The 22,998-nt window shown below is 41.1% G+C and carries 15 protein-coding genes and 2 tRNA genes; 12 read left to right on the top strand and 5 right to left on the bottom strand.

The window, feature by feature from the left end:
- The coding region (locus DBR11_RS07250) for a TolC family protein (protein WP_108551060.1) at nt 1–1,291 on the bottom strand (1,291 nt) is incomplete at its 3' end.
- Nucleotides 1,292–1,374: 83 nt separating this feature from the next.
- On the opposite strand from DBR11_RS07250, the gene DBR11_RS07245 reads away from it, so the two are divergent.
- Nucleotides 1,375–2,169, top strand: coding sequence for a helix-turn-helix domain-containing protein (locus tag DBR11_RS07245; RefSeq protein ID WP_108551058.1), 795 nt, complete (start codon nt 1,375–1,377; stop codon nt 2,167–2,169).
- Nucleotides 2,170–2,291: 122 nt separating this feature from the next.
- Here the strand turns inward: DBR11_RS07245 and DBR11_RS07240 are convergent, their stop codons facing one another.
- Both DBR11_RS07240 and DBR11_RS29520 read right to left on the bottom strand, forming a co-directional pair.
- Nucleotides 2,292–4,229: a KUP/HAK/KT family potassium transporter gene (locus DBR11_RS07240; RefSeq protein WP_108551055.1), complete on the bottom strand. Its 1,938-nt coding sequence runs from the start codon at nt 4,227–4,229 to the stop codon at nt 2,292–2,294.
- 194 nt (nt 4,230–4,423) lie between these two features.
- Nucleotides 4,424–4,494 (bottom strand) — tRNA-Cys (locus DBR11_RS29520).
- 465 nt (nt 4,495–4,959) lie between these two features.
- Between DBR11_RS29520 and DBR11_RS07235 the strand changes: the two genes are divergently transcribed.
- A complete protein-coding gene (locus DBR11_RS07235) occupies nt 4,960–8,217 on the top strand; it encodes a S41 family peptidase (RefSeq protein ID WP_108551053.1) in 3,258 nt (1,085 codons plus the stop codon).
- Nucleotides 8,218–8,437: 220 nt separating this feature from the next.
- Here the strand turns inward: DBR11_RS07235 and DBR11_RS07230 are convergent, their stop codons facing one another.
- Nucleotides 8,438–9,922, bottom strand: coding sequence for a PLP-dependent aminotransferase family protein (locus tag DBR11_RS07230; protein ID WP_108551051.1), 1,485 nt, complete (start codon nt 9,920–9,922; stop codon nt 8,438–8,440).
- Nucleotides 9,923–9,985: 63 nt separating this feature from the next.
- On the opposite strand from DBR11_RS07230, the gene DBR11_RS07225 reads away from it, so the two are divergent.
- From DBR11_RS07225 to DBR11_RS07180, 10 genes are all read left to right on the top strand, one after another.
- Nucleotides 9,986–10,597 carry a hypothetical protein gene (locus DBR11_RS07225; protein ID WP_108551049.1) on the top strand — a complete coding sequence of 204 codons (612 nt, stop codon included), beginning with the start codon at nt 9,986–9,988 and terminating at the stop codon, nt 10,595–10,597.
- A complete protein-coding gene (locus tag DBR11_RS07220; protein ID WP_108551047.1) occupies nt 10,594–11,724 on the top strand; it encodes an 8-amino-7-oxononanoate synthase in 1,131 nt (376 codons plus the stop codon). The genes DBR11_RS07225 and DBR11_RS07220 overlap by 4 nt, the downstream gene beginning before the upstream one ends.
- Nucleotides 11,721–12,338: a dethiobiotin synthase gene (gene bioD, locus DBR11_RS07215; RefSeq protein ID WP_108551045.1), complete on the top strand. Its 618-nt coding sequence runs from the start codon at nt 11,721–11,723 to the stop codon at nt 12,336–12,338. Before DBR11_RS07220 ends, bioD begins: the two co-directional genes overlap by 4 nt.
- Nucleotides 12,339–12,366: 28 nt before the next feature.
- Nucleotides 12,367–13,350 (top strand): biotin synthase BioB, encoded by a 984-nt coding sequence (gene bioB, locus DBR11_RS07210; RefSeq protein WP_199233786.1) that lies wholly within the window; start codon nt 12,367–12,369, stop codon nt 13,348–13,350.
- A gap of 1 nt (nt 13,351) precedes the next feature.
- A complete protein-coding gene (gene bioA / locus DBR11_RS07205) occupies nt 13,352–14,620 on the top strand; it encodes an adenosylmethionine--8-amino-7-oxononanoate transaminase (RefSeq protein WP_108551043.1) in 1,269 nt (422 codons plus the stop codon).
- 55 nt (nt 14,621–14,675) lie between these two features.
- A complete protein-coding gene (locus DBR11_RS07200; protein ID WP_108551041.1) occupies nt 14,676–15,071 on the top strand; it encodes a BlaI/MecI/CopY family transcriptional regulator in 396 nt (131 codons plus the stop codon).
- 31 nt (nt 15,072–15,102) lie between these two features.
- Complete coding sequence (locus tag DBR11_RS07195; protein ID WP_108551039.1) at nt 15,103–16,953, top strand: M56 family metallopeptidase; 1,851 nt, start codon at nt 15,103–15,105, stop codon at nt 16,951–16,953.
- Between the two features lie 38 nt (nt 16,954–16,991).
- Nucleotides 16,992–19,445: a TonB-dependent receptor gene (locus tag DBR11_RS07190; protein WP_108551037.1), complete on the top strand. Its 2,454-nt coding sequence runs from the start codon at nt 16,992–16,994 to the stop codon at nt 19,443–19,445.
- Nucleotides 19,446–19,567: 122 nt separating this feature from the next.
- Nucleotides 19,568–21,574, top strand: coding sequence for an HD family phosphohydrolase (locus DBR11_RS07185; protein WP_108551064.1), 2,007 nt, complete (start codon nt 19,568–19,570; stop codon nt 21,572–21,574).
- A 68-nt stretch (nt 21,575–21,642) separates the two neighbouring features.
- Nucleotides 21,643–21,729: transfer RNA gene (locus DBR11_RS07180), tRNA-Ser, on the top strand.
- Nucleotides 21,730–21,791: 62 nt separating this feature from the next.
- Here DBR11_RS07180 and DBR11_RS07175 read toward each other — a convergent pair.
- Nucleotides 21,792–22,970, bottom strand: coding sequence for an NAD(P)/FAD-dependent oxidoreductase (locus DBR11_RS07175; RefSeq protein WP_108551035.1), 1,179 nt, complete (start codon nt 22,968–22,970; stop codon nt 21,792–21,794).
- Nucleotides 22,971–22,998 lie beyond the last annotated feature (28 nt).

Below are 22,998 nucleotides of genomic sequence, written 5' to 3'. Positions count from 1 at the left end.
ATTGTAACTGGGCTGCAATTTGTGCCGCAGCAAGGTCGAAACGGGTTTGCAGCAATTGGGTATCTGCATCTAAAAGGTCCGTAAGCAACGAAAGCTGATTGAAATAAGTATTATTTACAATCCTTAAGTTTTCCGTGGCCTGTTTAATGTTTTGTTTGGCAACATTAATCCTGGTCAGTGCTTCTTTGTATCTCAGATAAGCTTCATTAACCTCTTGTCTTACTTTGTCAGAAGTCGCTTCATGCTCCACTTCCTGCCTTTGCAGCGCAATTTCCGCAGCTTTGGTCTTATGTTTATTGTGGTAAAAAGCTGAAATAGGGAAGCTGGCTTTAATACCACTCAAGCCCAAACCGTACATGGCAATAGAATAAGGATAAAACTGGATTTGGGGATAGGAATAGGCGTAATTTGCAAACAGGCCCAATTTAAATGAAACATTTGCTTTTACACTTTTCAACTCCAGCTTGCTCAATTCAGTTTCTTTTTCAGAGATCTTAAATTCATAAGAATGATCAATCGCATCTTCCAGGTATTCCGGATACGTTTTGACTTTGAGGTCTACCGTGGCAGTTGAATCTGGTACAATCGTAAAATTATCTGTTTCGCCAATAAGAATAGCCAGCTTTTGATTAGCAATCGCAATGTCATTGTCAATCTGGATAAGGGACATTTTTTGGCGCGACAATTTCAATTCAGCCCTTAAAACATCACTCTTCAGTACCACCCCGTTTTTCATCAGCTGGCGAATCTCTTCCAGTTGTTTTTCCTGATCACTGATATCTTTCAACATCAGCGCCTTGAAAATCTGGCTTCTCTGTAAATCCAGGTAATAAGCAGCGGTACGCAATCTGACTTCAGAGGTTGTCAGATTGAGTTGTTCTATAGCAAGTCCCTTTTTCTCTTTCTCTTCGGCAATCTTGAGATTGGTCTTGTTGCCGTTATAGAGATTTAGATAGGCATTTCCTCCAAAACTATAAGAAGTATGAACCACTTCAAACTGAGAGTGCGCATGAAACAAGCCGTTATCATATACCGGCATATTGCTCACCCGGGCATATTCTCCCTCAGCTTCAATGTCTGGCAAACGTTCTGCCTTAGCATCTTTGATGGCTTCTTCTGACCCAGCCACCTTTAGGTCCTGCATTTTTATGGTTTTGTTGTTGATTTCTGCTCTGCTCCAAACTTCACTTAAAGAAAGATGGACTGCTGCTGTTTTTTGCTGTGCAAATGCAATGTTGCTTGCAAAAATAAAAAGCCAGATAAGAGCATTTTGTTTTTTATAGGGGTACATATTATTATTAGAATATGCAAAGGTACCTATGCAACATTTCTGTTATTTTATCTATATTGCCAATTATTTGTCCATTCCAGCCAATGAACATTTCACAGACTGCAGAATATCTTTCTGCCATTGAAAAAAGCCCCGATGGGGTATTTGTTCTACATGAAAAGGTAGAACGAAAACTCCCGACCCATTCCCATACCAAAGGACAGCTCACCTATGTACAGGGAGGTATTGCATATATTCATATCAAAAATGTAAGTTATATTATTCCCGCCAGGCATTATGTATGGGTACCAGCAGGACTGGAACATTTTCTTGAAGTGAGGCACCTGGCTACCGTAACCAGGAATATCTATTACTATAGCAAAGAGGACCACAAAGATCCATTTTATACCAAAATGGGTATTTATCCTGTCAATAACCTCTTATTGGAAATGATTGTTTATACGGAAAGGTGGATTGGAGACATCCAGCCCGAAAACAAAGTCCCTTTTCAATTTCTGTCTTCCATTAAGAACCTTCTTCCACAACTTAGTCATAAGGTGTTTCCAATCGCTTTACCAACCACCTCTAATGAGCGCCTGAAACCCATTCTATTATATCTTTCACAAAACTTTCACAAACAGCAGACCTTGGAAGAAATCAGCAAGAGATTTGGTATGGCTGAGCGGAGTATATCCCGCCTTTTTCAATCTGCCATGAGCATTTCGTTTTTGCAATACCTCAAACTGCTCCGGATGGTGAGGGCCATTGAAATGATGCTTCAAACCAATAAATCGACCAGTGAGATTGCCTATGCTACGGGATATAACAGTCTGGCCGCTTTCAGTAAAGCTTTTTACCAGCTCACCAATATCCGACCCTCTGACTTCGGAAAGGGTTAGACCGGAAAGGGCTATGCACCCAAAAAAAGAATACATTCTGAGAGAAGACCTCAGCGTTTTTTGCCCTTCTTCAGGGCAAATCATGCAGTCTTCGACAGAATGTATCCTTTTAAAAAATAAACCTATTGTATTCTTTTCAGCTCAAAATCTGTAGGAATATCCACTACAAGAGGTACCTTTTCAACGGTTACAAAGCTCAGGTCCAAACCAAAGCCTTTTTCCTCAGGTACACTGAAATTTTTAAGGATCTGATAATATACCATAGTACATCTTTCTATAAATTTCAGACTGTAAGAAGTAGACATCACTTTCTCCACGACCACAAACCTGAAATCTCCGGCAATTTTATGTTCCCTTAAAGACTCGTACTTACTGGTAATATCAATTTCAGAATTCTTCACCATATCTTCTACCACTTTCCTGAACAATACGTTAATGCGCTGTTCTACCCTGAATCCAAGTTTAAAATCCACGCGGATTAATTTTTTATCAATCAATGGATCTACTTTATATTCCATGGTATAAGGCTCATCAGTTACATCCACGTGCAGCAACCAATATACATCTGCACGTTTAGGCAGCTTCTGAATAATGGAGTACATAATAGAAGACTCAATCTCAGAATTGAAATTCGCGCTGGTCAAATACACCAGTTGTGATGCATATTTTGGAATTGAAGTGTCTTCACTAATCTTCTCGATGATTGGATAATACTTTTCAATATCCACAAATTTCATGTAACGGTTACGTATCCTTCGGCCATTTGCCCAGGCGTACATAATGGAGAATAAGGACATTCCCAGTAGCACCGTAAACCAACCTCCATGAAGGATTTTAGCAGCGTTACCGACAAGGAAAGTTAACTCGATAATACCATATATAGTTAAAAAAATGAAGATCAAATATTTAGGCACTCGTTTGCGCATCAGGAAGATGGAGACCAATATTGTTGTCATCAACATAGCTACCGTAATAGAAAGACCATAGGCCGCCTCCATGTTGGTTGATTTCTGGAAGATCAGTACTACGATGATACAGCCTACGCAAAGCACCCAGTTCATTGAAGGTACATATAATTGTCCTTTCTGGTTACTTGGATAATTGATCTTTACTTTTGGCCATAAGTTTAAACGAACGGCCTCGGAGATCAGGGTAAATGAGCCGGAGATCAATGCCTGACTGGCAATTGCTGCAGCTACTGTGGCAATAGAAATACCGTAAATCAGGAACCAGTCTGGCATCAGGTGATAGAATGGATTAACATCACCAAGGTGTGTGCCTTGTAATTTCCACAACCATACGCCCTGCCCCATATAATTCAATACCAGACAGATCTTCACATAGATCCAGCTGATCCGAATATTGGAACGCCCGCAATGTCCAAGATCGGAATACAGAGCTTCCGCTCCTGTGGTACATAAGAAAACAGCACCAATGATCAGGAAGGCTTCCGGATTGGTGGTTAAAATATGATACGCATAATAAGGGTTAACTGCTTTGAGTATCTGCGGAAAATGGCCTACCCATACAATGCCCAATACAGCAATCATAGTAAACCAAAGCCACATTACCGGGCCAAAGGCTTTCCCTACCAGGGAAGTTCCAAATTGCTGTAGAATAAAAAGTAAGAGAATGATCGCTAATACGATGGGCACGGTTGGCAGGTCATGGTAGATAATCCCAAGGCCCTCGATGGCTGAAGAAACGGTTACAGCCGGAGTCATAATCCCGTCGGCCAGTAATGCAGCCCCGCCAATCATTGCCGGAATGATCAGCCATTTGGCTTTTCGCTTTACCAGTGAATAAAGTGAAAAGATCCCTCCCTCTCCTTTGTTGTCCGCTTGCAGCGTAATCACTACATATTTAATGGTGGTTTGCAGGGTTAAAGTCCAGAATATGCACGATAGGCCCCCAAGAATAAGGTCTGCTGTGATGAGTCGCTCTCCGATAATTGCTTTAAATACGTATAAGGGAGAAGTTCCAATATCGCCGTAGATGATACCCAGGCTAATTAATAAACCAGCAGCCGATAGTTTATTGACATCTTTATGATTTGACATGAGTCTTTTTTTTAAAGTGGCCAAAGGTATAAAATAGAAAAGTTATTCCTAGGACTTTTTTTTTGAATAATTTCATAATATTTTAAATAGAAATAATGCCGTTATTTCTATAAACCTGCAAGCATAAATATCTATAAATCTGATAATTCTGTTGCTGAAGTGATAAATCATTTTCTGGCTTCGGAGAGAAAAAGACGTCATGGGTGGATTCGAACCACCGTGGAAGGTTTTGCAGACCCCTACCTATCCTCTCGGCCACATGACTGTATAAAATATGCCTTTTTATGGGCTACGGGTCAAATATAAGAACAATAAGTAAATACTACTAATTTAGTAGTATTTAATTTGAATGTCGACGCTTTTGTTACAGTGATTTTCATAAAAATTGATGGTTGGAAGCATAGGTTTGGAAAAAGAGGTACTTTCCTTCAAGGCTAGCGATATCAGGCGAGCTGAAAAAGCTCGCAGATTTCTGAGGCCTCCCAGAAAAGCACCTCTTTTTCCTTAGCATAGTGCAGAGGCAGGGGTGGTGAGAAGTTTGTTTTACCTAAGAAATTGGCACCGGAAGCTTTTGTTTGCAACAATATTGCAACAAATATTGGTTTTTATACAAAAGCTAGTAACAATTTACGACATTTATCTGTCTACTAGTAGTAGACCTGTATTCAGATAAAACCTATATCCTATATAACAATACCTAAATTTAACACAGCTTAACTTATATTTCATTATGAAAAAACTCTTCGTATCTGCTATTTTCTGCCTTTCAGCATGGGTCGGGAAGGCGCAAACCAATCCGCTTTGGCTCCGATACCCAGCCATTTCCCCGGATGGGAAAAACATTGCTTTTGGGTATAAAGGTGATATTTACCTGGTGAGCAGCTCAGGTGGGCAGGCCGTTCCACTAACCTTGAATGAAGCACAAGATATGATGCCTATATGGAGCAGGGACAGTAAAACCATTGCTTTTGCCAGTAACCGTTATGGAAATTTCGATGTATTTACCATTCCGGTAAGTGGCGGAACCCCTACCCGGCTCACTTATAACAGTGCAAATGATTATCCTTATGATTTCTCTCCAGATGGAAAATCTGTAATTTTTGGAAGTGCGCGAAATGCACCTGCTAAGAATGTACGTTTTGCCACACGAATTTTCCAGAATGTATACAGTGTAAAAACAACAGGTGGAAAACCCATTTTAGTGAGTGCGGCCGGAATGGAAAGAGCACATTACAATAGTGATGGAGGCTCAATTGTATTTGAAGACCGCAAGGGTTATGAAGACGCCTGGCGTAAACACCATACTTCTTCTGTAACCAGAGACATCTGGACAATGGACCTTAAAAAGAACACCTATACTAAACTGACCTCTTTTGAAGGAGAAGATCGGGAGCCGGTTTATAGCAACGACAACAAATGGGTTTATTACTTAAGTGAAAAAGCGGGAAATCAAAATCTTTTTAGAATGCCTTCCAATGCTCCGGGTGAATCTAAACAATTGACTACATTCAAAGAAAATCCAGTACGTCATTTAAGCCGTTCTGTCGACAACACACTTTGCTTTACCCAGGATGGTGAAATTTATACGCTAAAAGAAAACGGAACGCCCCAGAAATTAAAGGTGAGTATATTAAATGACGGTCGCGACAACATTGCTAAAACAGAACCTGTAAGCGGAAATGTTTCTGAGTTTAGCTTAAGTCCAAACGGCAAAGAAATCGCCTTTGTAAACCGCGGCGAGATTTTCGTTACTGCAGTAGAAAGTGGACAGACCAAACAAATTACCAAAACACCTGCTCAGGAAAGATCTGTACAATGGTCACCTGATGGAAAAAGTTTAATCTATGCTACAGAACGCAACAACAGCTGGGACATCTACAGAAGCACTATACAGCAAAAAGATGAACCTTATTTCTATGCCGCAACGGTGATCAAAGACGAACCTTTAATCAATACTGCAGCAGAAGAATTTCAGCCTCTTTATTCTCCTGATGGAAAAGAGATCGCTTATATTGAAAACAGAAACCTACTGAAGGTATACAATATCGCTTCAAAGAAAACCAGAACCCTCCTTCCAGAAGGGCGAAACCATTCTTACAGTGATGGCGATTGGAGTTTTGAATGGAGCCCTGATGGAAAATGGATTTTGGCTGACGATCAGAACGGACGTATGTTTATGAGCCACGCCGCACTAATCAAGGCAGACGGTACTGGCGAAATCATCCACCCGGTTAACAGTGGCTTTGGTGAAGGCAACAACAAATGGGCGCTGAAAGGCAAAATGATGACCTGGCTGAGCAGCAGGAATGGACTTAAATCACTGGCTATTTCAGGAAATGCTGAAGTGGATGTTTACGGAGTTTTCTTTGACCAGGATGCTTATGACCGGGCCAATATGAGCAAGGATGATTTTGCTTTGCTTAAAGAACGTGAGGATAAAGAAAAACTAACACCTAAAGACACTGTATCTACTAAAAAGGATAAGGCAAAAGATAAAAAGATAGCTAAAGCAGATTCTGCTAAAGTAAAATTTGAGCCAGACTTCAACAATCTGGATAACCGCAGAGTAAAACTGACCATCAACAGTAGCTCCATCAGCGATTATGCTTTGAACGAGGACGCCAGCAAACTGTATTATCTGGCTTCATTTGAAAGTGGTTATGATCTTTGGGTAACGGATACCCGTACCCACGAAACTAAAATACTGGCAAAAATGGGCGGCAGTCCAAGTGGCATTGAAATGAGCAAGGACGGCAAAAACCTCTTCGTGAGCAACCGTGGCCGTTTGGTGAAAGTAGATGCAGAAAGTGGAAAAGTAACGCCGGTTTCTATCAGTGGGGACATTACTATTGATGCTGCTGCAGAAAGAGCTTATGTTTTTGAACATGCATGGAGACAGGTAAAAGAGAAATTCTATGATCCAAAAATGGAAGGTGTAGACTGGAAACGCTATAAAGAAGTGTATGCTAAATTCCTGCCTTACATCAATAATAATTTTGATTTCCAGGAACTTCTAAGCGAAATGTTAGGTGAACTGAACGCCTCTCATACCGGAGGAAGGTATTCACCTTATATAGCTAATGCAGACAATACCGCTGCTCTTGGTTTATTATACGATGAAAGTTCTCCTTCTGACGGACTGAAAATTACCGAAGTAATCGCGGGTGGCCCACTTGATATTAAAACCAGCAAAGTAAAAGCAGGAGACATTCTGGAGAAAATAGACAATGAAACGCTTACTGCTGACATCGATTGGGCTAAGTACCTAAACAATAAAACTGGTAAAAACATCCTTCTTAGCTTTTACAACGAAAACACAAAAACGCGTTGGTCAGAAAGAGTAAAACCGATTAGTGTTGGCGAAGAAAGTGGATTGATGTACAAAAGATGGACGAAACAAATGGCCCAAATGGTAGATCGTTTAAGTAATGGAAAAGTGGGCTATGTGCACGTTCAAGGCATGAACGACGATAGTTTCCGTGAAGTATACGATGTGGTTATGGGTAAAAATGCAGATAAAAAAGCTTTAATTGTAGATACCCGTTTTAATGGAGGTGGTTGGTTACACGATGATCTGAATACATTTTTAACCGGCAGCAAGTACCTGGAATTTGCCCCTCAAGGTAACCGCACAGTAGATGCTGAACCTTCCAATCGCTGGCAAAAACCAAGCTGCGTAGTGATGAGTGAAGGCAATTACAGTGATGCTTTTATCTTCCCATACATCTATAAGCAAAACCGTGTAGGTAAACTGATTGGTATGCCTGTTGCAGGTACCGGTACCGCAGTTTGGTGGGAACGACAAATTGACCCAACCCTGGTATTCGGAATTCCGATGGTTGCCACCATTGGCAAAGAAAACCGACCTACAGAGAATTTGCAAGTAGAACCAGACATCAAAGTGAACGTTCCTTATGAAGCTTTCTTAAACGGTACAGATACACAAATAGAAACTGCAGTAAAGGAAATGCTAAAAGAAGCCAAATAGCTTTCCAACCCAGCATCTCACTTAACTTTAAAAAGAGGGTACTAAAAAAATTTTAGTACCCTCTTTTTTTAACCATCCACAAATCACCCCCCTCCTCTGCAATTTGCTACGGAAAATTCTCGTACGCTGCGGAAAGACCTCAGAGATCTGCGGCTTCTTCAGCCGCCTGATATCGTTAGTCTTGAAGCAGCTGTACAGAATTTTCCAAAAATTCACCTCCCTAAAAACCTTTAACCACAGTCTCCAATATCTCAACAGATCTGGAAAGCTCTTCCACTGTCTGATTCCCAAATCCTAACCTCATGGCCGTTAAACTTTCCGTCTGATACAACAGCGTCTGCGGCAAATACAATCCTTTTAACCCACATTGTTTACTGATCCGCATTAAATTCAAAGATGCATGCCATTTAGTCCATATGGCCAATCCTCCAGGAGGAGCGGAAAAAGTAACAAATTCACCCAAATTCGATTTCAGCAATTCACAAAACACATCCCTCCTTTCGTGATACACTTTCAACGCCTTCTTCAAATGTCGTTGAATCTCCCCTTCCTCCAACAGTTCAGCCAGGGCCTGTTCCATTAAAATATCACCCTGCCGGTCAACAATCCCTCTCAACTTTCCAAGCTCTGCAATTAAGTTCTCCGGTGCTACCAGGTAACCCGAACGAAAACCAGGCGCAAGAGACTTGCAAAAAGAGCCAATATAAACCACCATGCCGTGCCCATCTGCGCTGGCCAGCGGCAGTACAGGGCTACTGTTGTAATGAAAATCATAGTCATAATCGTCTTCCAGGATAACAAAACCATATTTCACCGAAAGACCAAGCAATTCGATCCTGCGTTGTGCACTTAAAGTAACCGTAGTGGGATAATGATGGTGTGGCGTTAAATACAACATCCGGATCCGATGTTTTTCACATAAGGACTTAACAGCATCTGCGCTGATCCCCTCCTCATCTACAGGAACAGAAATGATTCTTGCTCCAGCTTTTTGAAAAATCATATTGGCGACATAATAACTCAAGTCGCCAACCAGCACCAGGTCATCTGCTTCCAGCAATAAATCCGCAGCAAGATAAATCCCCATATCAACTCCTCTGGTGATCATCACATTCTGTTTAGAAATATGTAATCCCCTGGTATTGTTCAGATAATTCACCAGCATTTCCTTAAAATATTCACTACCCTCGTTGTGGGCAAAGCCCAAATAACGACGGTTGCTCTTGCGTTTAAGATTTGTACTGTAGACACGCGACAACTGATCCAGAGGGGCTAATCTTACATCAGGCAGTCCATCTGTAAATTCCAGTTCATTCTCACTACCCATAGCAGGAAGGTCCAGCAACATGCTCTTTTTAAAAGTATAACCAGTACTGACAGGATAACTGGCCAAAAACTCCTTATTGTACTTCAATGGATCAGTTTCCTTTGCCGCCGCTATGGAACCCATAAAAGTCCCTTTATTGGGTCTGATCTCTGTCCAACCCTGCGCATCCAGCTCATCATAAGCAGCAATTACCGTTTTTCGGTGTACCTCTAACAACTCAGCCAGCTGCCTGGAACCAGGTAACTGGATCCCCGGAACAATGACCCCCCTTTGCATCGCATTGATCAGCTGGTAAGCAATTTGCAGATACACTGCAGTATCAGATTTTCGGTCGATATGGATCAAACTCTTAAAAGGTATTTTAACCGGACTACTCATAAACTAAAAACTGGATCATTTTGACTACCCGGCAAGGTAGTAATTTTGAACAAAAAAAGAAATATGCCCCTTCAACAGCTACTTTCCCGGATTATTAATAATGACCAACAGCATGCCCGGTTTTTGAATACACTTTCCTTTATGGAGAACGCGGGTGCACGTAAGATCTCGGCCAGTGAACATCCTCAGACGGTAACCACCATGATCCTGAAACATGCAGCAGAAGAGCACCGGCATGCATATTATTTAAAGAAGCAGCTGGACAAAATTACCGCAGGAATTTGTCCCACTTATACCCAAAGTGAACTTATTGCACCTTCAGAAAGTTGGTTTTACCTGAACAAACTGGACCTTTTTACCTGTCGGTACTTAAAACAAACACTGAATTTAAGCGGAACTGCCCTTCAATATGCAGCCTATTTATTTGTAACCTATGCTATAGAGCTTCGGGCAGATGAATTGTATCCGGTCTACCAGAATGCCCTGACGCAGGCCGGACATAAGGTAACAGTAAAATCCATCATCCTGGAAGAAGCCGGGCACCTGGAGGAAATGATAGCACAGCTGGAACATTTTTCTCCTGCATGGGAACTACATGCTGCCAAAATTGTAGCCATAGAAAATGATCTTTTCATCAAGTGGATCTCTTCCATGACCAGGGTAATAAATTCATGAGCAGGAAATTGTTTGCAGAAGCTTTCCTAAATGAACGCCTGGAAAAACGCAAGCAAAATGGCTTATTGAGAAAACTAAGCCAAACAAAGGATCTGATTGACTTTTCTTCCAATGATTATCTAGGCCTGGCACGAAGCAAAGAATTAGGTCAGGGGCTACAAAAAGCAGTGCTTTTATACCCTGATGCAATTTTAGGTTCAACAGGCTCCAGGCTATTATCCGGAAATTCAGAATTCGCTGAAAAACTGGAACAAGATATTGCCGCATACCATGGTATGGAAGCCGCACTGTTGTTCAACTCAGGCTATACCGCTAATCTGGCACTTTTTTCCAGTCTTGCACAACGTGGCGATACCATCATTATGGACGAACTGATCCATGCTTCTGTTATTGATGGCAGCAGAATGGGTTTAGGTAAGCGGCTGAAATTTAAGCACAATAACCTGGAGAGCCTGGAAGAAAAGTTAAAAGTTGCTACGGGTATTTGTTACGTAGCAGTAGAAAGTTTATATTCCATGGATGGAGACCAGGCTCCTTTAAAGGCTATTCAGCATCTCTGTTCAACATATAATGCCCTGCTGATCGTAGATGAAGCACATGCTTTTGGTGTCTTTGAGAAAGGCCTTGTTGCTCAAAACGGGCTGAGCAATCAGATTTTTGCAACACTTTTTACCTTTGGAAAGGCACTTGGTGCTCATGGCGCGGCAGTAACAGGCAGTCAGTTGCTCCGTAATTACCTGATCAATTTTGCCCGTCCCTTTATATACAGTACAGCTATGCCCTTTGCGCAATTGCTCCATATCCGGCTGGCCTATAAATACCTACAGGACCACGAAGAATTACCTTTATTGCTAAAAAAGAAGATTCGTCTGTTTCAAAAGCAACTTTTGCCAATAACCCATATCCAAACCATGGAGGGTCCTATCCAATCCATTTTAATTCCAGGGCAGGTAGCAGTTCGCAAAGCCAGCCTGGAACTTGAAGCCATGAATATAAAAGTCTATCCAATTGTGAGCCCTACTGTTGCTCCAGGTACAGAAAGACTAAGAATCTGCCTTCATACTTATAATACAGATCAGGAAATTGAGCAACTCTGCCACTTTCTGCAACACACAATACACATATGAATACACCTTTATTTGTAACCGGTATTGGAACCGGTATAGGAAAAACCATCGTATCAGCATTAATTACAGAACAGTTACAAGCCGATTACTGGAAACCAGTACAGGCAGGCGACCTGGAACAAAGTGACAGCATGAAAGTAGGCAGTTTAATTTCTAACGCACACAGTACCATCCATCCAGAAGCTTTTCGTCTAAAAATGGCGGCTTCGCCTCATAAAGCAGCTGCAGCAGAACAACTGGAAATCTTACCTGAGGATTTCAAGCTACCTGAAATCAACAAGCAACTTGTTATTGAAGGTGCTGGCGGTTTAATGGTTCCACTTTCGGAAACTTTCCTGATGATTGATTTAATCCAACAGCTGGAAGCAGAGGTCGTGCTGGTTATTCGTAACTATCTGGGCTGTATTAATCATACCTTGCTTTCTCTGGAACTACTGAAATACCGGACCATTCCAATCCGGCAGATCGTTTTCAATGGAGAAATGGATCTGGCTACTGAACAAGTACTGCTAAAGCACTTCCCTTTAGATGTCACCTATGTAAAAGTTCCCCAGTTCAGGGAGCTCAGTCAGCAAAATATACGAAACACAGCAAAAGTATTCTCTGCTCTTTAACATAAAAATTAAATCAAAACCAAGATATATGACAATTGAAAAAACGGTTCGGAACGACTGGACTTTAGAAGAAGTAAATAAAATATACCATCAACCCCTTTTAGATCTTGTCTATCAGGCAGCTACTGTTCACCGCAACTGGCATCCGGCATCTGAAGTTCAGGTATGCACCCTGCTGTCGGTCAAAACAGGCGGATGCCCGGAAGACTGCTCTTATTGCGGGCAAGCCGCACGGTACCATACCGACATTAAAGTAAAAGCCCTGATGACAAAGGAAGAAGTAGTTTCTATTGCTCAAAGGGCAAAAGATGCCGGCTCATCCCGTTTCTGTATGGCAGCAGCCTGGAGAGAAGTCAGGGACAACCGAGACTTTGACCGTATTCTGGAAATGGTAGAAGGGGTTAATGATTTAGGACTGGAGGTTTGCTGCACCCTGGGGATGCTAACCGAAGATCAGGCCAGACGCTTACAGGAAGCAGGTCTGTATGCTTATAACCACAACCTGGATTCTTCAGAAAATTATTACGAAGAAATCATCACGACCAGGACCTATAATGACCGGTTGAATACGATTGGTAATGTAAGAAAGGCAGGTATCACAGTTTGCTCCGGAGGGATTATTGGATTAGGTGAAACTCATAAAGACCGCATTGGTATGCTGCTGACCCTGGCCACTATGCCCAAACATCCGGAGTCGGTACCGGTTAACGCCCTGGCAAGAGTAAAAGGGACTCCTCTCGCCGACTTACCCAAAATCGATACTTGGGAGATGGTGAGAATGATTGCCACAGCCAGGATATTAATGCCTGCATCCGTAGTACGGCTCAGTGCAGGTCGTGCAGAAATGAATGAAGAAGAACAAGCCTGGTGCTTTATGGCAGGTGCAAATTCTATTTTTACCAGCGAGAGTGAAACCCTGTTGGTTACTCCAAATCCAGGATTACAGCAAGATAAAAAAATGTTTGAGGCACTGGGATTAAAACCCATGATTAGAAAAAAACAAGAAGCATAAGATGAAAAACCTTACAGAAAGGGACCAGCAGGTCATATGGCACCCCTATACTCAGATGTTAACCGCATCTCCCGCTATCCCGATTGTAAAGGGCAAAGGTGCTTATTTGTTCGATGAGCAGGGAAAACGTTATCTGGATGCGGTCTCTTCCTGGTGGGTAACCCTTCATGGGCATGCTCATCCCTATATTGCAGAGAAAGTTGCCTCACAGCTCCTCCAGCTTGAACAGGTCATCTTTGCCGGTTTTACCCACCGGCCGGCCATTGAACTGGCGGAAGCCCTGCTGGATTTACTTCCTGAAAATCAACAAAAGGTATTCTATACAGATAATGGTTCTACAGCTATTGAAGTGGCTTTAAAAATGTGCCTTCAATATTGGAGCAATAAAGGCCAGGAAAAGCAAAAGATACTTGCTTTTACCAATGCTTACCATGGCGACACTTTTGGAGCAATGTCTGTAAGCGGAAGAAATCCCTGGACTAAACCATTTGATACTTTTCTTTTTGATGTAATTGTAATAGACCCGCCCTCTGAAGACAATCTCCAGGAACTAAAGACTTTTATTTCTTCAGTTGCACCTGAGATTGCCTGCTTTATTTATGAACCACTGGTTCAAGGTTCCGCGGGTATGCTGATGCATAGTGCAGCAGCGCTGGACTCGCTGCTGGCTTATTGCAGGGAAGAAAAAATTTTGCTGATTCAGGATGAAGTATTCACCGGCTTTGGCCGGACGGGTAAGAATTTTGCCTGCGACCATTTGACCATTGCTGCTGATGTGATGTGTTTTTCCAAAGGACTAACCGGAGGAACAATGCCATTAGGGGCAACCACTTGCACCAACCTCATCTATGAAGCCTTTCTTTCTGATGACCGCCACAGGGCATTGTTTCATGGCCATTCCTTTACTGCGAACCCATTGGCTTGTACGGCCGCACTGGCAAGTATAGAACTTTTACTTCAACAGCAGACCCAGGAAGATATTGAACGTATTTGCAAAAGACATCAGGATTTTCTGCTCCGTTACCAGCACCACCCTAAAATAAGAGCCATCCGACAAACGGGAACTATTCTGGCCATTGAATGGCAAACTGGAACAACCAGTTCCTATTTCAGTGATCTTCGGGACAAACTTTATCATTATTTCCTTGATGAAGGCATTTTACTCCGTCCACTGGGTAATATCATCTATCTTCTGCCTCCCTATTGCATCTCTGACAAAGATCTTAACGACATCTACAAGGCTATTTTAAAAGCATTGGAGCAATTCTAAAAAAATATCTCAACTTAGATGTTGTTTCGTACGAAAAGTTTCCTACCTTTATCGTATGAAAGATCTTAAAACAGAAGAAACCAGAAATATTGAGCCGACCAAAGCAGAACTGGAAATCCTCCAGGTGCTTTGGTCGTTTGGCGCTTCAACGGTAAGGTTTGTTAATGATAAACTGAATGAAAACCGGGAAGTAAATTATACCTCTACGCTGAAACTCATGCAGATCATGGCTGATAAAGGCATTCTTAAAAGAGATGAAAGCCAAATGAAACATATCTATCACGTCGCAGAAAAAGAACAGAAAACCAAAGATTTTCTTCTGGAAAAATTTATAGACACGATGTATAATGGATCTGCAGCAAAACTAATGATGCAATTAATGGGCAATAAAAAAACTTCAAAGGAAGATTTGGATACCATTAAACAATTACTAAAAAAACTAGATAAATAACGAGAATTCAAAATAATTAAGAACCACAATTATGGAATTTCAACTCACAAACTTATTACCCTCCAACTGGATGCACGCTTTATGTGCTACCCTTTTTCACTCGCTCTGGATGGGTGTTTTTCTGGCTGTTATAACCAGCTTGATCATACTTTCTACTAAAAAGAGTTCGGCTACCCTGCGCTATAACTTACTAACAGGAGCGCTTTGTTTATTTGTAGCAGGAATGATCGTAGTATTTTATCAGTCACTTGAATTCAGTTCAGGATCCAGCCCTTCTGCTGTTGCTGCTGAACATGCAATCCAGATAACAGGGCCATCTCCTTACCAGAATTTCGCACAAACAGGTATTTCATATCAGTTTAATGCATTCTTAGACCTATGGACTTCTTATTCTTCGCAGATTGTACTGGTATGGTTTTTAATCATCTGTGCAAAAAGCATCCAAATGATGATTGGCCTGCATACAGTTTTTTACCTCAAAAGAACGAATGTTTTTAATGCTGGTACCGTTTGGGAAAACAAGGTAGCCAGCCTTTCTGCAACACTTGGTATTCGCAAACATGTACAGCTCTTACAGTCCGGACTGGCTAAGGTACCTATGGCTGCAGGTCATTTAAAACCTGTTATCTTGTTGCCTTTGGGCATGCTGAACGGCTTGTCTACAGCTGAAGTAGAAGCTATTCTGAGCCACGAGCTTGCCCATATCAAGCGCCGGGATTATTTGATCAACCTCCTGCAAAGCTTGATCGAAATTGTTTTCTTCTTTAATCCTGCAGTATTATGGGTATCTAAATTGATCCGTGAAGAAAGAGAAAATTGCTGCGATGATCTGGCATTGACCTGCACCAGTAGTAAACATGATTATATTAAAGCTTTAATTTCTTGTGAAGAATTTCAAAATAATGCTCCTGCCTACGCCATGGCTTTTACCGGACGTAAAAACCAGTTACTGGAAAGGGTAAGCCGCATGGTTTTCAATAAGACCACCTCACTCAATAAAATTGAAAAAGCCATACTCACTTTAGTTTTGATCTCTTCACTTATTTTAACAGCAGCTTTCAGAAAAAAAGAAGAATCTAAACTCCCCCTAGCACCGGCCACTAAAACAGTGGTGAAGGAACATCAAAAAGCTGTTGTTCAGGATACCACCAAAAGAATTGTTGTTAAAAAAACAACAACCAATACACAAGACCATCAAACTACAACGGCAAACGATAAGAATTATATTGAAGCCGAACGAAAAGCCAGACTTGCTGAAGCAAAACGTGCAGAGCATGAATTAAAAGCTGTTCAGGATAGAGCCCGGGCCATTAAAGATCAATCTCAAAACATTGTAGACAATTCCCGTTTCAATAAGGAAATGGAACGTTACAATAAAGAAATGGCGCGGTACAGCCAGCAGATTTCAAAAAACTCTGCCAGATATGCTGCAGAAGCCAAAAAATATGCAGCAGCAGCGACCAGATATGCTAATGACCAGGCAAGATACAGCAGAGGTGAGATTTCAGTTCCCCCTACACCACCTGTACCCCCAACTCCTCCTACTCCACCAACACCGGCAACACCGCCTACTCCTCCAACACCACCAAGTCCTGCCAGATATGTTCCTAATGGAACAACTGTCCATGACAATACATCAGTTGGAGTAAGTGTATCTTCTGACAATGGAAGCAAGAGCTCGTCAACCTCTCAGCAAATCACGGAATCACTATTGAAAGATGGCCTCATCAATCAAGCCAAAAATTTCTCCTATAAACTCAGTAAAGATGAGCTGGAAGTTAATGGTGTAACACAACCAGAAGCTGTTCATAGAAAATATGTAAGCAGGTTTTTAAAAGATAACCTTAACAGAAAAATTGAAACTACGGTCAGTAGCAATTAGGCAGACCGGATCAAATTAACAACGCTAAATCTCTTCAAATGATCAGAAAATTAATGGCTTTATTTGCCATATGGCTCATTATTGCCCAAACTCCAGCATACACACAACAAACCAACCTCTCTGTTTCTGGCCTGATTAAAGATGCGGAAGGGAAGGCTTATGACTTGGCTACAGTGGCTTTATTTACCTCAACAGATTCTGTACTTGTTAAAACAACCTTTACCGAACGGGACGGGAAGTTTAATTTTGACCACCTCAAACCCGGGCAATACCAGATTAGAGTATCTGCTATGGGTTGCGTAAATTACCGCAGCGAGAACTTTAGCCTAAATTCAGGTTCTCCAACATTACAAATAAAGGAAGTTCTATTGCTTCCTGCCTCTAAAAACCTGAAAGAGATCAGCATCACGACACAAAAAGCTTTTGTAGAACGTAAAATAGACCGCACTGTGGTTAACGTAGATGCTTTGATCTCTAATGCAGGCTCGACGGCCCTGGATGTACTGAACAATTCACCAGGAATTAGCGTCGATCAGAATGGAGTGATCAGCCTTAAAGGAAAGCAGGGCGTAGCTATATTTATTGACGATAAACCCACCTATCTATCCGGGGCCGACCTGGAAAGCTATCTGCGTTCACTTCCCTCCTCTACCTTAAACCAGATAGAGATCATGACCAACCCTCCCGCAAAATATGATGCTGCAGGCACTTCAGGGGTGATCAATATCAAAACAAAAAAGAGCAAACAAGCGGGCTTTAATGGCGGGGTGAACTTAAGCCTGAATCAGGGTGAAATGAGCAGATCGAACAATAGTGCAAATTTTAACTATTTTAAAAACAAGATCAATTTTTTTAGCACGTTTAGCTATAACCTGAACAATAGTTTTACAGACCTTGACCTAAACAGGACTTATAAAAATGAAGATGAAAGCATCAAGTCTTATTTTAACCAGAACTCCTATTTCAAAAGGCATGGAAATGCCTTTAACCTCAAAACCGGATTCGATTATTATGCTTCTGAAAAGACCACCTGGGGTGTCGTATTGACTGGAATGGACAGGGTATCCAGCAGCATAAACGACAATGTCAGCAACCTTCTGAACCCAGACAGGCAACCTTATTCCATTATTAAGGCAAAAAATCTCGACGACATTCATTATAAAAACGGAGCAGTAAACCTGAATTACAGGCATAAGTTTGATCAGACAGGCAAAGAACTGACTGTAGATCTAGACTACCTGATCTACAGAAACCAAACTGATCAGGTTTATTATAACGATACTTATGCGCCTGATCAAAGCCTTACTGCCCAAGACAGACTGAATGGGAATCTACCGTCTCATCTTGATATTTATACCGCAAAATCTGACTATTCGCACCCTCTAAACAAAAACTGGAAACTTGATGCAGGCGTAAAAACCAGTTACATTAAAACAGACAATACCGCTGACTACTTATATACGATTAACCAAACTACCACCCCTGATTACGAAAAAAGTAATCATTTCATTTACAAAGAGAATATCAATGCAGCCTACCTCAATCTGTCAAAGGAAGGTAAAAGGCTTTCTTTACAGGCAGGTTTAAGGCTGGAAAACACGGTTTCGAATGGACACCAACTTGGGAATATCATCAAACCCGACTCCAGTTTTAAACGTAGCTACACCAGTCTTTTCCCAACCCTGTATCTCTCTTACAAACTAGATACCGCAGGAACAAACCTTATCGATCTAAACTACGGCAGACGCATTGACCGACCATATTATCAGGACTTAAACCCTTTCTTTTCCCCTTTGGATAAATTCACCTATTATGTGGGCAATCCTTTTTTGAAACCTGCCTTTACACAAAGTCTGGAACTCTCTTATACCTTTAAAAATATGTTTACGATAACGCTAGGTTACAGTAAAACCAAAGACGATGTAAATGAGACTATTGAGATTGTAGATGGCATTTATTACAGCAGACCAGGAAATCTTGGTAAAAAAACAGCCAAAAGCATTTCTGTTGATGGAGGACGTGACCTAACCAAATGGCTAAACATTCATCTGCATGCTGACTATCAAAACACGCAGTTTGCCACAAATTTTTATACTGGCTTTCTGCAAACAACAGGAAATTATTTTGGTACACAGGCTACAGCTCAATTTAAACTGGGCAAGGATTGGAATGCAGAATTAAATTATATGTACCATAACAGATTCTCCGATGCACAATTTATTATAGGGAAATTACAGGCAACCGGAGCCGCCGTACAAAAGAAATTATCTCCCAGCACGACGCTGAAACTTGCAGTAAATGATATTTTCCGCACTAAAATCTTCACTGGTGTAATTGACCATCTAAACCTTACAGATGCCAGCTGGAGAAACCGCAACGATTCCAGAACAGCGGTATTGAGTTTTAGCTATCGCTTCGGAAAAGCCATGAATAATTTAAGAAAACACAATACTACCGGCGCTGAGGCTGAACAGAATAGGGTCAAGAATTGATTTTATTGGTTTAATTATGTTAATTTTGAAATAAATCAATCTTCATAATTTTGGCCAAGATCAAAAAAAATTCCCATAAGGTACTTTACAGGAAGTATTCATCTAATATTAAATATATTATGATGGTACTGACAGTATTGATCATTACCTACTTTCTACCCAAACAGCCGCGGTTCAGATACGAATTTGAGAAAGGTAAAGTATGGTTGAACAAAGACCTGGTCTCTCCATTTAGTTTTGCTATCCTGAAGACCTTGCCCCAGGTGATTATTGATAAAAAAGATGCATTGGAAAATGTTTTGCCTATTTACAGATATAATAATGATTTATTTAACGGTGTACAGGAAGCATATTTAAACGAGTTTGATGTAAAATGGCAAGCCAATTCTTTTCCAGAAAAAGAAAAACAAACGTACAAAACGTCTTCCTACAACTTGCTAAAAGCTATTTATACGAAGGGGATCATTTCCCTTAACCCGAAACATCAGGGCAATGGAAAAAATTACGACATCTCCCTTCTAAATAATAATGTAACCAGGCCAGTAAGCACTCAGGATCTTTTCACAGTACAATCTGCACTAGACTACTTTAAAAGCAATTTTAAAGCACCCAATATAAAAATTAAGGAGGCAATAGAAAACCTGGTGGAAGACCACCTGCAACCCAATTTAGTCTTTGACGAAAAACTCACGACCATTGTGCAAAACAGCACAGTGAACAGCCTGTCTACTACTCACGGAATGGTACAGAAAGGAGAACTGATCATTGCCAGAAACAACGTGATTGATGAAGATACTTATCAAAAGCTACAATCGTTTAAAGCAACTTACGAGGCACAAACTAAAACCATAGGTGACAGCAGGCTGGTTTACCTGGGGCAGATTCTATTGGTAGGCTTCGCATTGACTTTACAAATGGTATTTCTGTTCATGTTCAGGAAGGATATTTTTGCAGATAACAGGCAATTGTCTTTATTGCTACTGGTGATCACCACGATGCTCCTGGCGCTGACCTGGGCAATTAAACTGAACCTGCCAAGCCTTTATTATATCCCATTCTGTATTGTTCCTATTATTATTCGGATCCTATTTGATACCAGACTGGCGCTTTATCTTCATCTGCTGGTGATCTTAATAGCCGGTTTCTTTGTACCCAACAGCTTTGAATTTGTTTTTTATCAAACCACTGCAGGAATGGTAGCCATATACAGTATCAGAAACCTGATTAAGAGAGAACAGCTGCTTTTATCCGCTTTATTCATCTTAACCGCTTATTTTATTTGTTTTGTAGGCATTGGTCTATTAAGAGAGGGTTCATTCCAGGAAATTGAATGGATGAATTTTGTACCCTTTATTGTAAGTGTGTTGCTATCTCTTCTTGCTTATCCTTTGATCTATGCTTTTGAAAGGGTATTTGGAATTACCTCTGATGTGGCTCTGATTGAGCTAACCAACACCAATAATAAACTACTGAGGGAACTGGCTTTCAAAGCACCTGGAACTTTTCAACATTCACTTCAAGTAGCCAATCTTGCCGAAGCGGCAATTTTTAAGATTGGAGGAAATTCTTTACTGGTCCGGGCTGGAGCTTTATACCATGACATTGGAAAAATAGAGAACCCACAATATTTTATAGAGAACCAGAATACCGGGATCAGCCCTCATGATAAACTCCCTTATGAACAAAGTGCCCAGATCATTATTAAGCACGTTCATAAAGGAATAGAAATTACGCGTAAGCACCAGTTGCCAGAGAGTGTAATTGATTTTATCAGGACTCACCATGGAAACACCAGGGTAGATTATTTTTATCAGTCCTTTTTAAAGAATTCACCTGAAAAATTTGTGGATGAAAACATTTTCAGATACCCCGGTCCTATTCCTTTTTCTAAAGAAACAGGAGTATTAATGCTCGCAGATTCTGTCGAAGCAGCCTCAAGAAGTCTGAAAAATCCGGATGCGCAAAGCATAAATGACCTCGTTGAACGTATCATTGACTACAAATTGGAACAAAATCAATTAGATAATTGCGATTTAACTTTAAAAGACCTTGAAACTATAAAGTTGATTTTCAAGACGATGCTAATGAGCATCTATCATGTGCGAATAGATTATCTACAAAATGTGTAAATTTCTTTTGCAAGTATCAATGAATTGCTATATTTGCACTCCCTCAGCACGGATACGCTGAGTAAATCGGAGGGATGCCTGAGTGGCCGAAAGGAACAGTTTGCTAAACTGTCGTACTGGCAACGGTACCGAGGGTTCGAATCCCTCTTCCTCCGCAAAACAACAAAAAAAGGATGCTGAACAGCATCCTTTTTTTGTTTTAACAGACCAGAACTCCTTATTCTCTGTCCGCTTCTTCGCCACTAAACATTTTCAACAAATTATTTATTGAATCATCAGCATGCAGCATAGCCGTCGACGCTAAAGTCATTTGCGTCACTACTGACGCTCTTGCAAGCATTTGCTGTTCATAATGCGCTATAGCAGATTGCAGGTCCGGAAAAATTTCGCTCGTCAAACATTCACTGAGTTCCAATGCATCCTTCATCGCCATGTTAACACCTTCTCCGGCATAAGGAGGCATCACATGGGCAGCATCCCCGATTATTGTCATATTTGGACACGTTATCCAATTTTGATCAAGCGGCATATAATATTGAGGCCGTGGTATAAAATTAGTATGGCTATTGCTAAAAAGTTCTTCCCAAATGATATCCCAGCCAGCATATTCCTCTCTAAACCAACTTAGTAATTGATGATGATCATTAAAATCAATACCACTGTCCTTAACCCAGGATTCTTCTTTCTTACAACCCGTATAGAACGACAAACTACCTTCTCCTTTGGCACTGGTGATTAACGTTCTGTGATTACCAAGAGCAAAAACTTTACCTCCCCTGGTCAGTTTCCAAAGCAGCGGTGCATTTTTAGCCGCTTCATAGACAGTACCTTCAATCATGGTCACACCAGAATAAATGGGTGTGCTGTTGGCAACAAACTTTCTAACCTTTGAATTTGCGCCATCTGCACCAATAACTATATCTGCACTGGCAACTGTCCCGTCTTTGAATTGCAGCAACCAAACTCCTTCTTTCTCTGACAAGGAGATCAAATATTTATTCCAAACAACGGTATCATTTTCCAGCGAACCGAGTAAAATATCTCTTAGTGGGCCACGGTCAATTTCAGGGCGAAAATGAGCCTTCCCAAAGGCTTCCTCATATACTTCTTCATGCTGATCGTAAACGACATTGGCATATTGATCTGCGATACGCAACAGATCCGCTCCGGGCCGATAATTTCTCTTAAATGCATCCATTAATCCAGCCCTTTCCAGTGCTTTTAAACCGGAATCCTCATGAAGGTCAAGCGTTGATCCCTGAACACGTACGTCAGGCCCCAGATCCCTTTCATATACTTTTACCTCAGCACCATTCAGCTGAAGCAACCTCGCGAGTGTTAACCCGCCCGGGCCTCCACCCACAATAGCGATTTGTTTATCTTGTAGTAAGCTCATAAAAATAAATCTTGTTTACACCACAAAA

The sequence above is a fragment of the Pedobacter sp. HMWF019 genome (assembly GCF_003061025.1).
In the GTDB taxonomy this organism is placed as follows: domain Bacteria; phylum Bacteroidota; class Bacteroidia; order Sphingobacteriales; family Sphingobacteriaceae; genus Pedobacter.
This window is presented reverse-complemented; position numbering and strand designations above follow the sequence as displayed.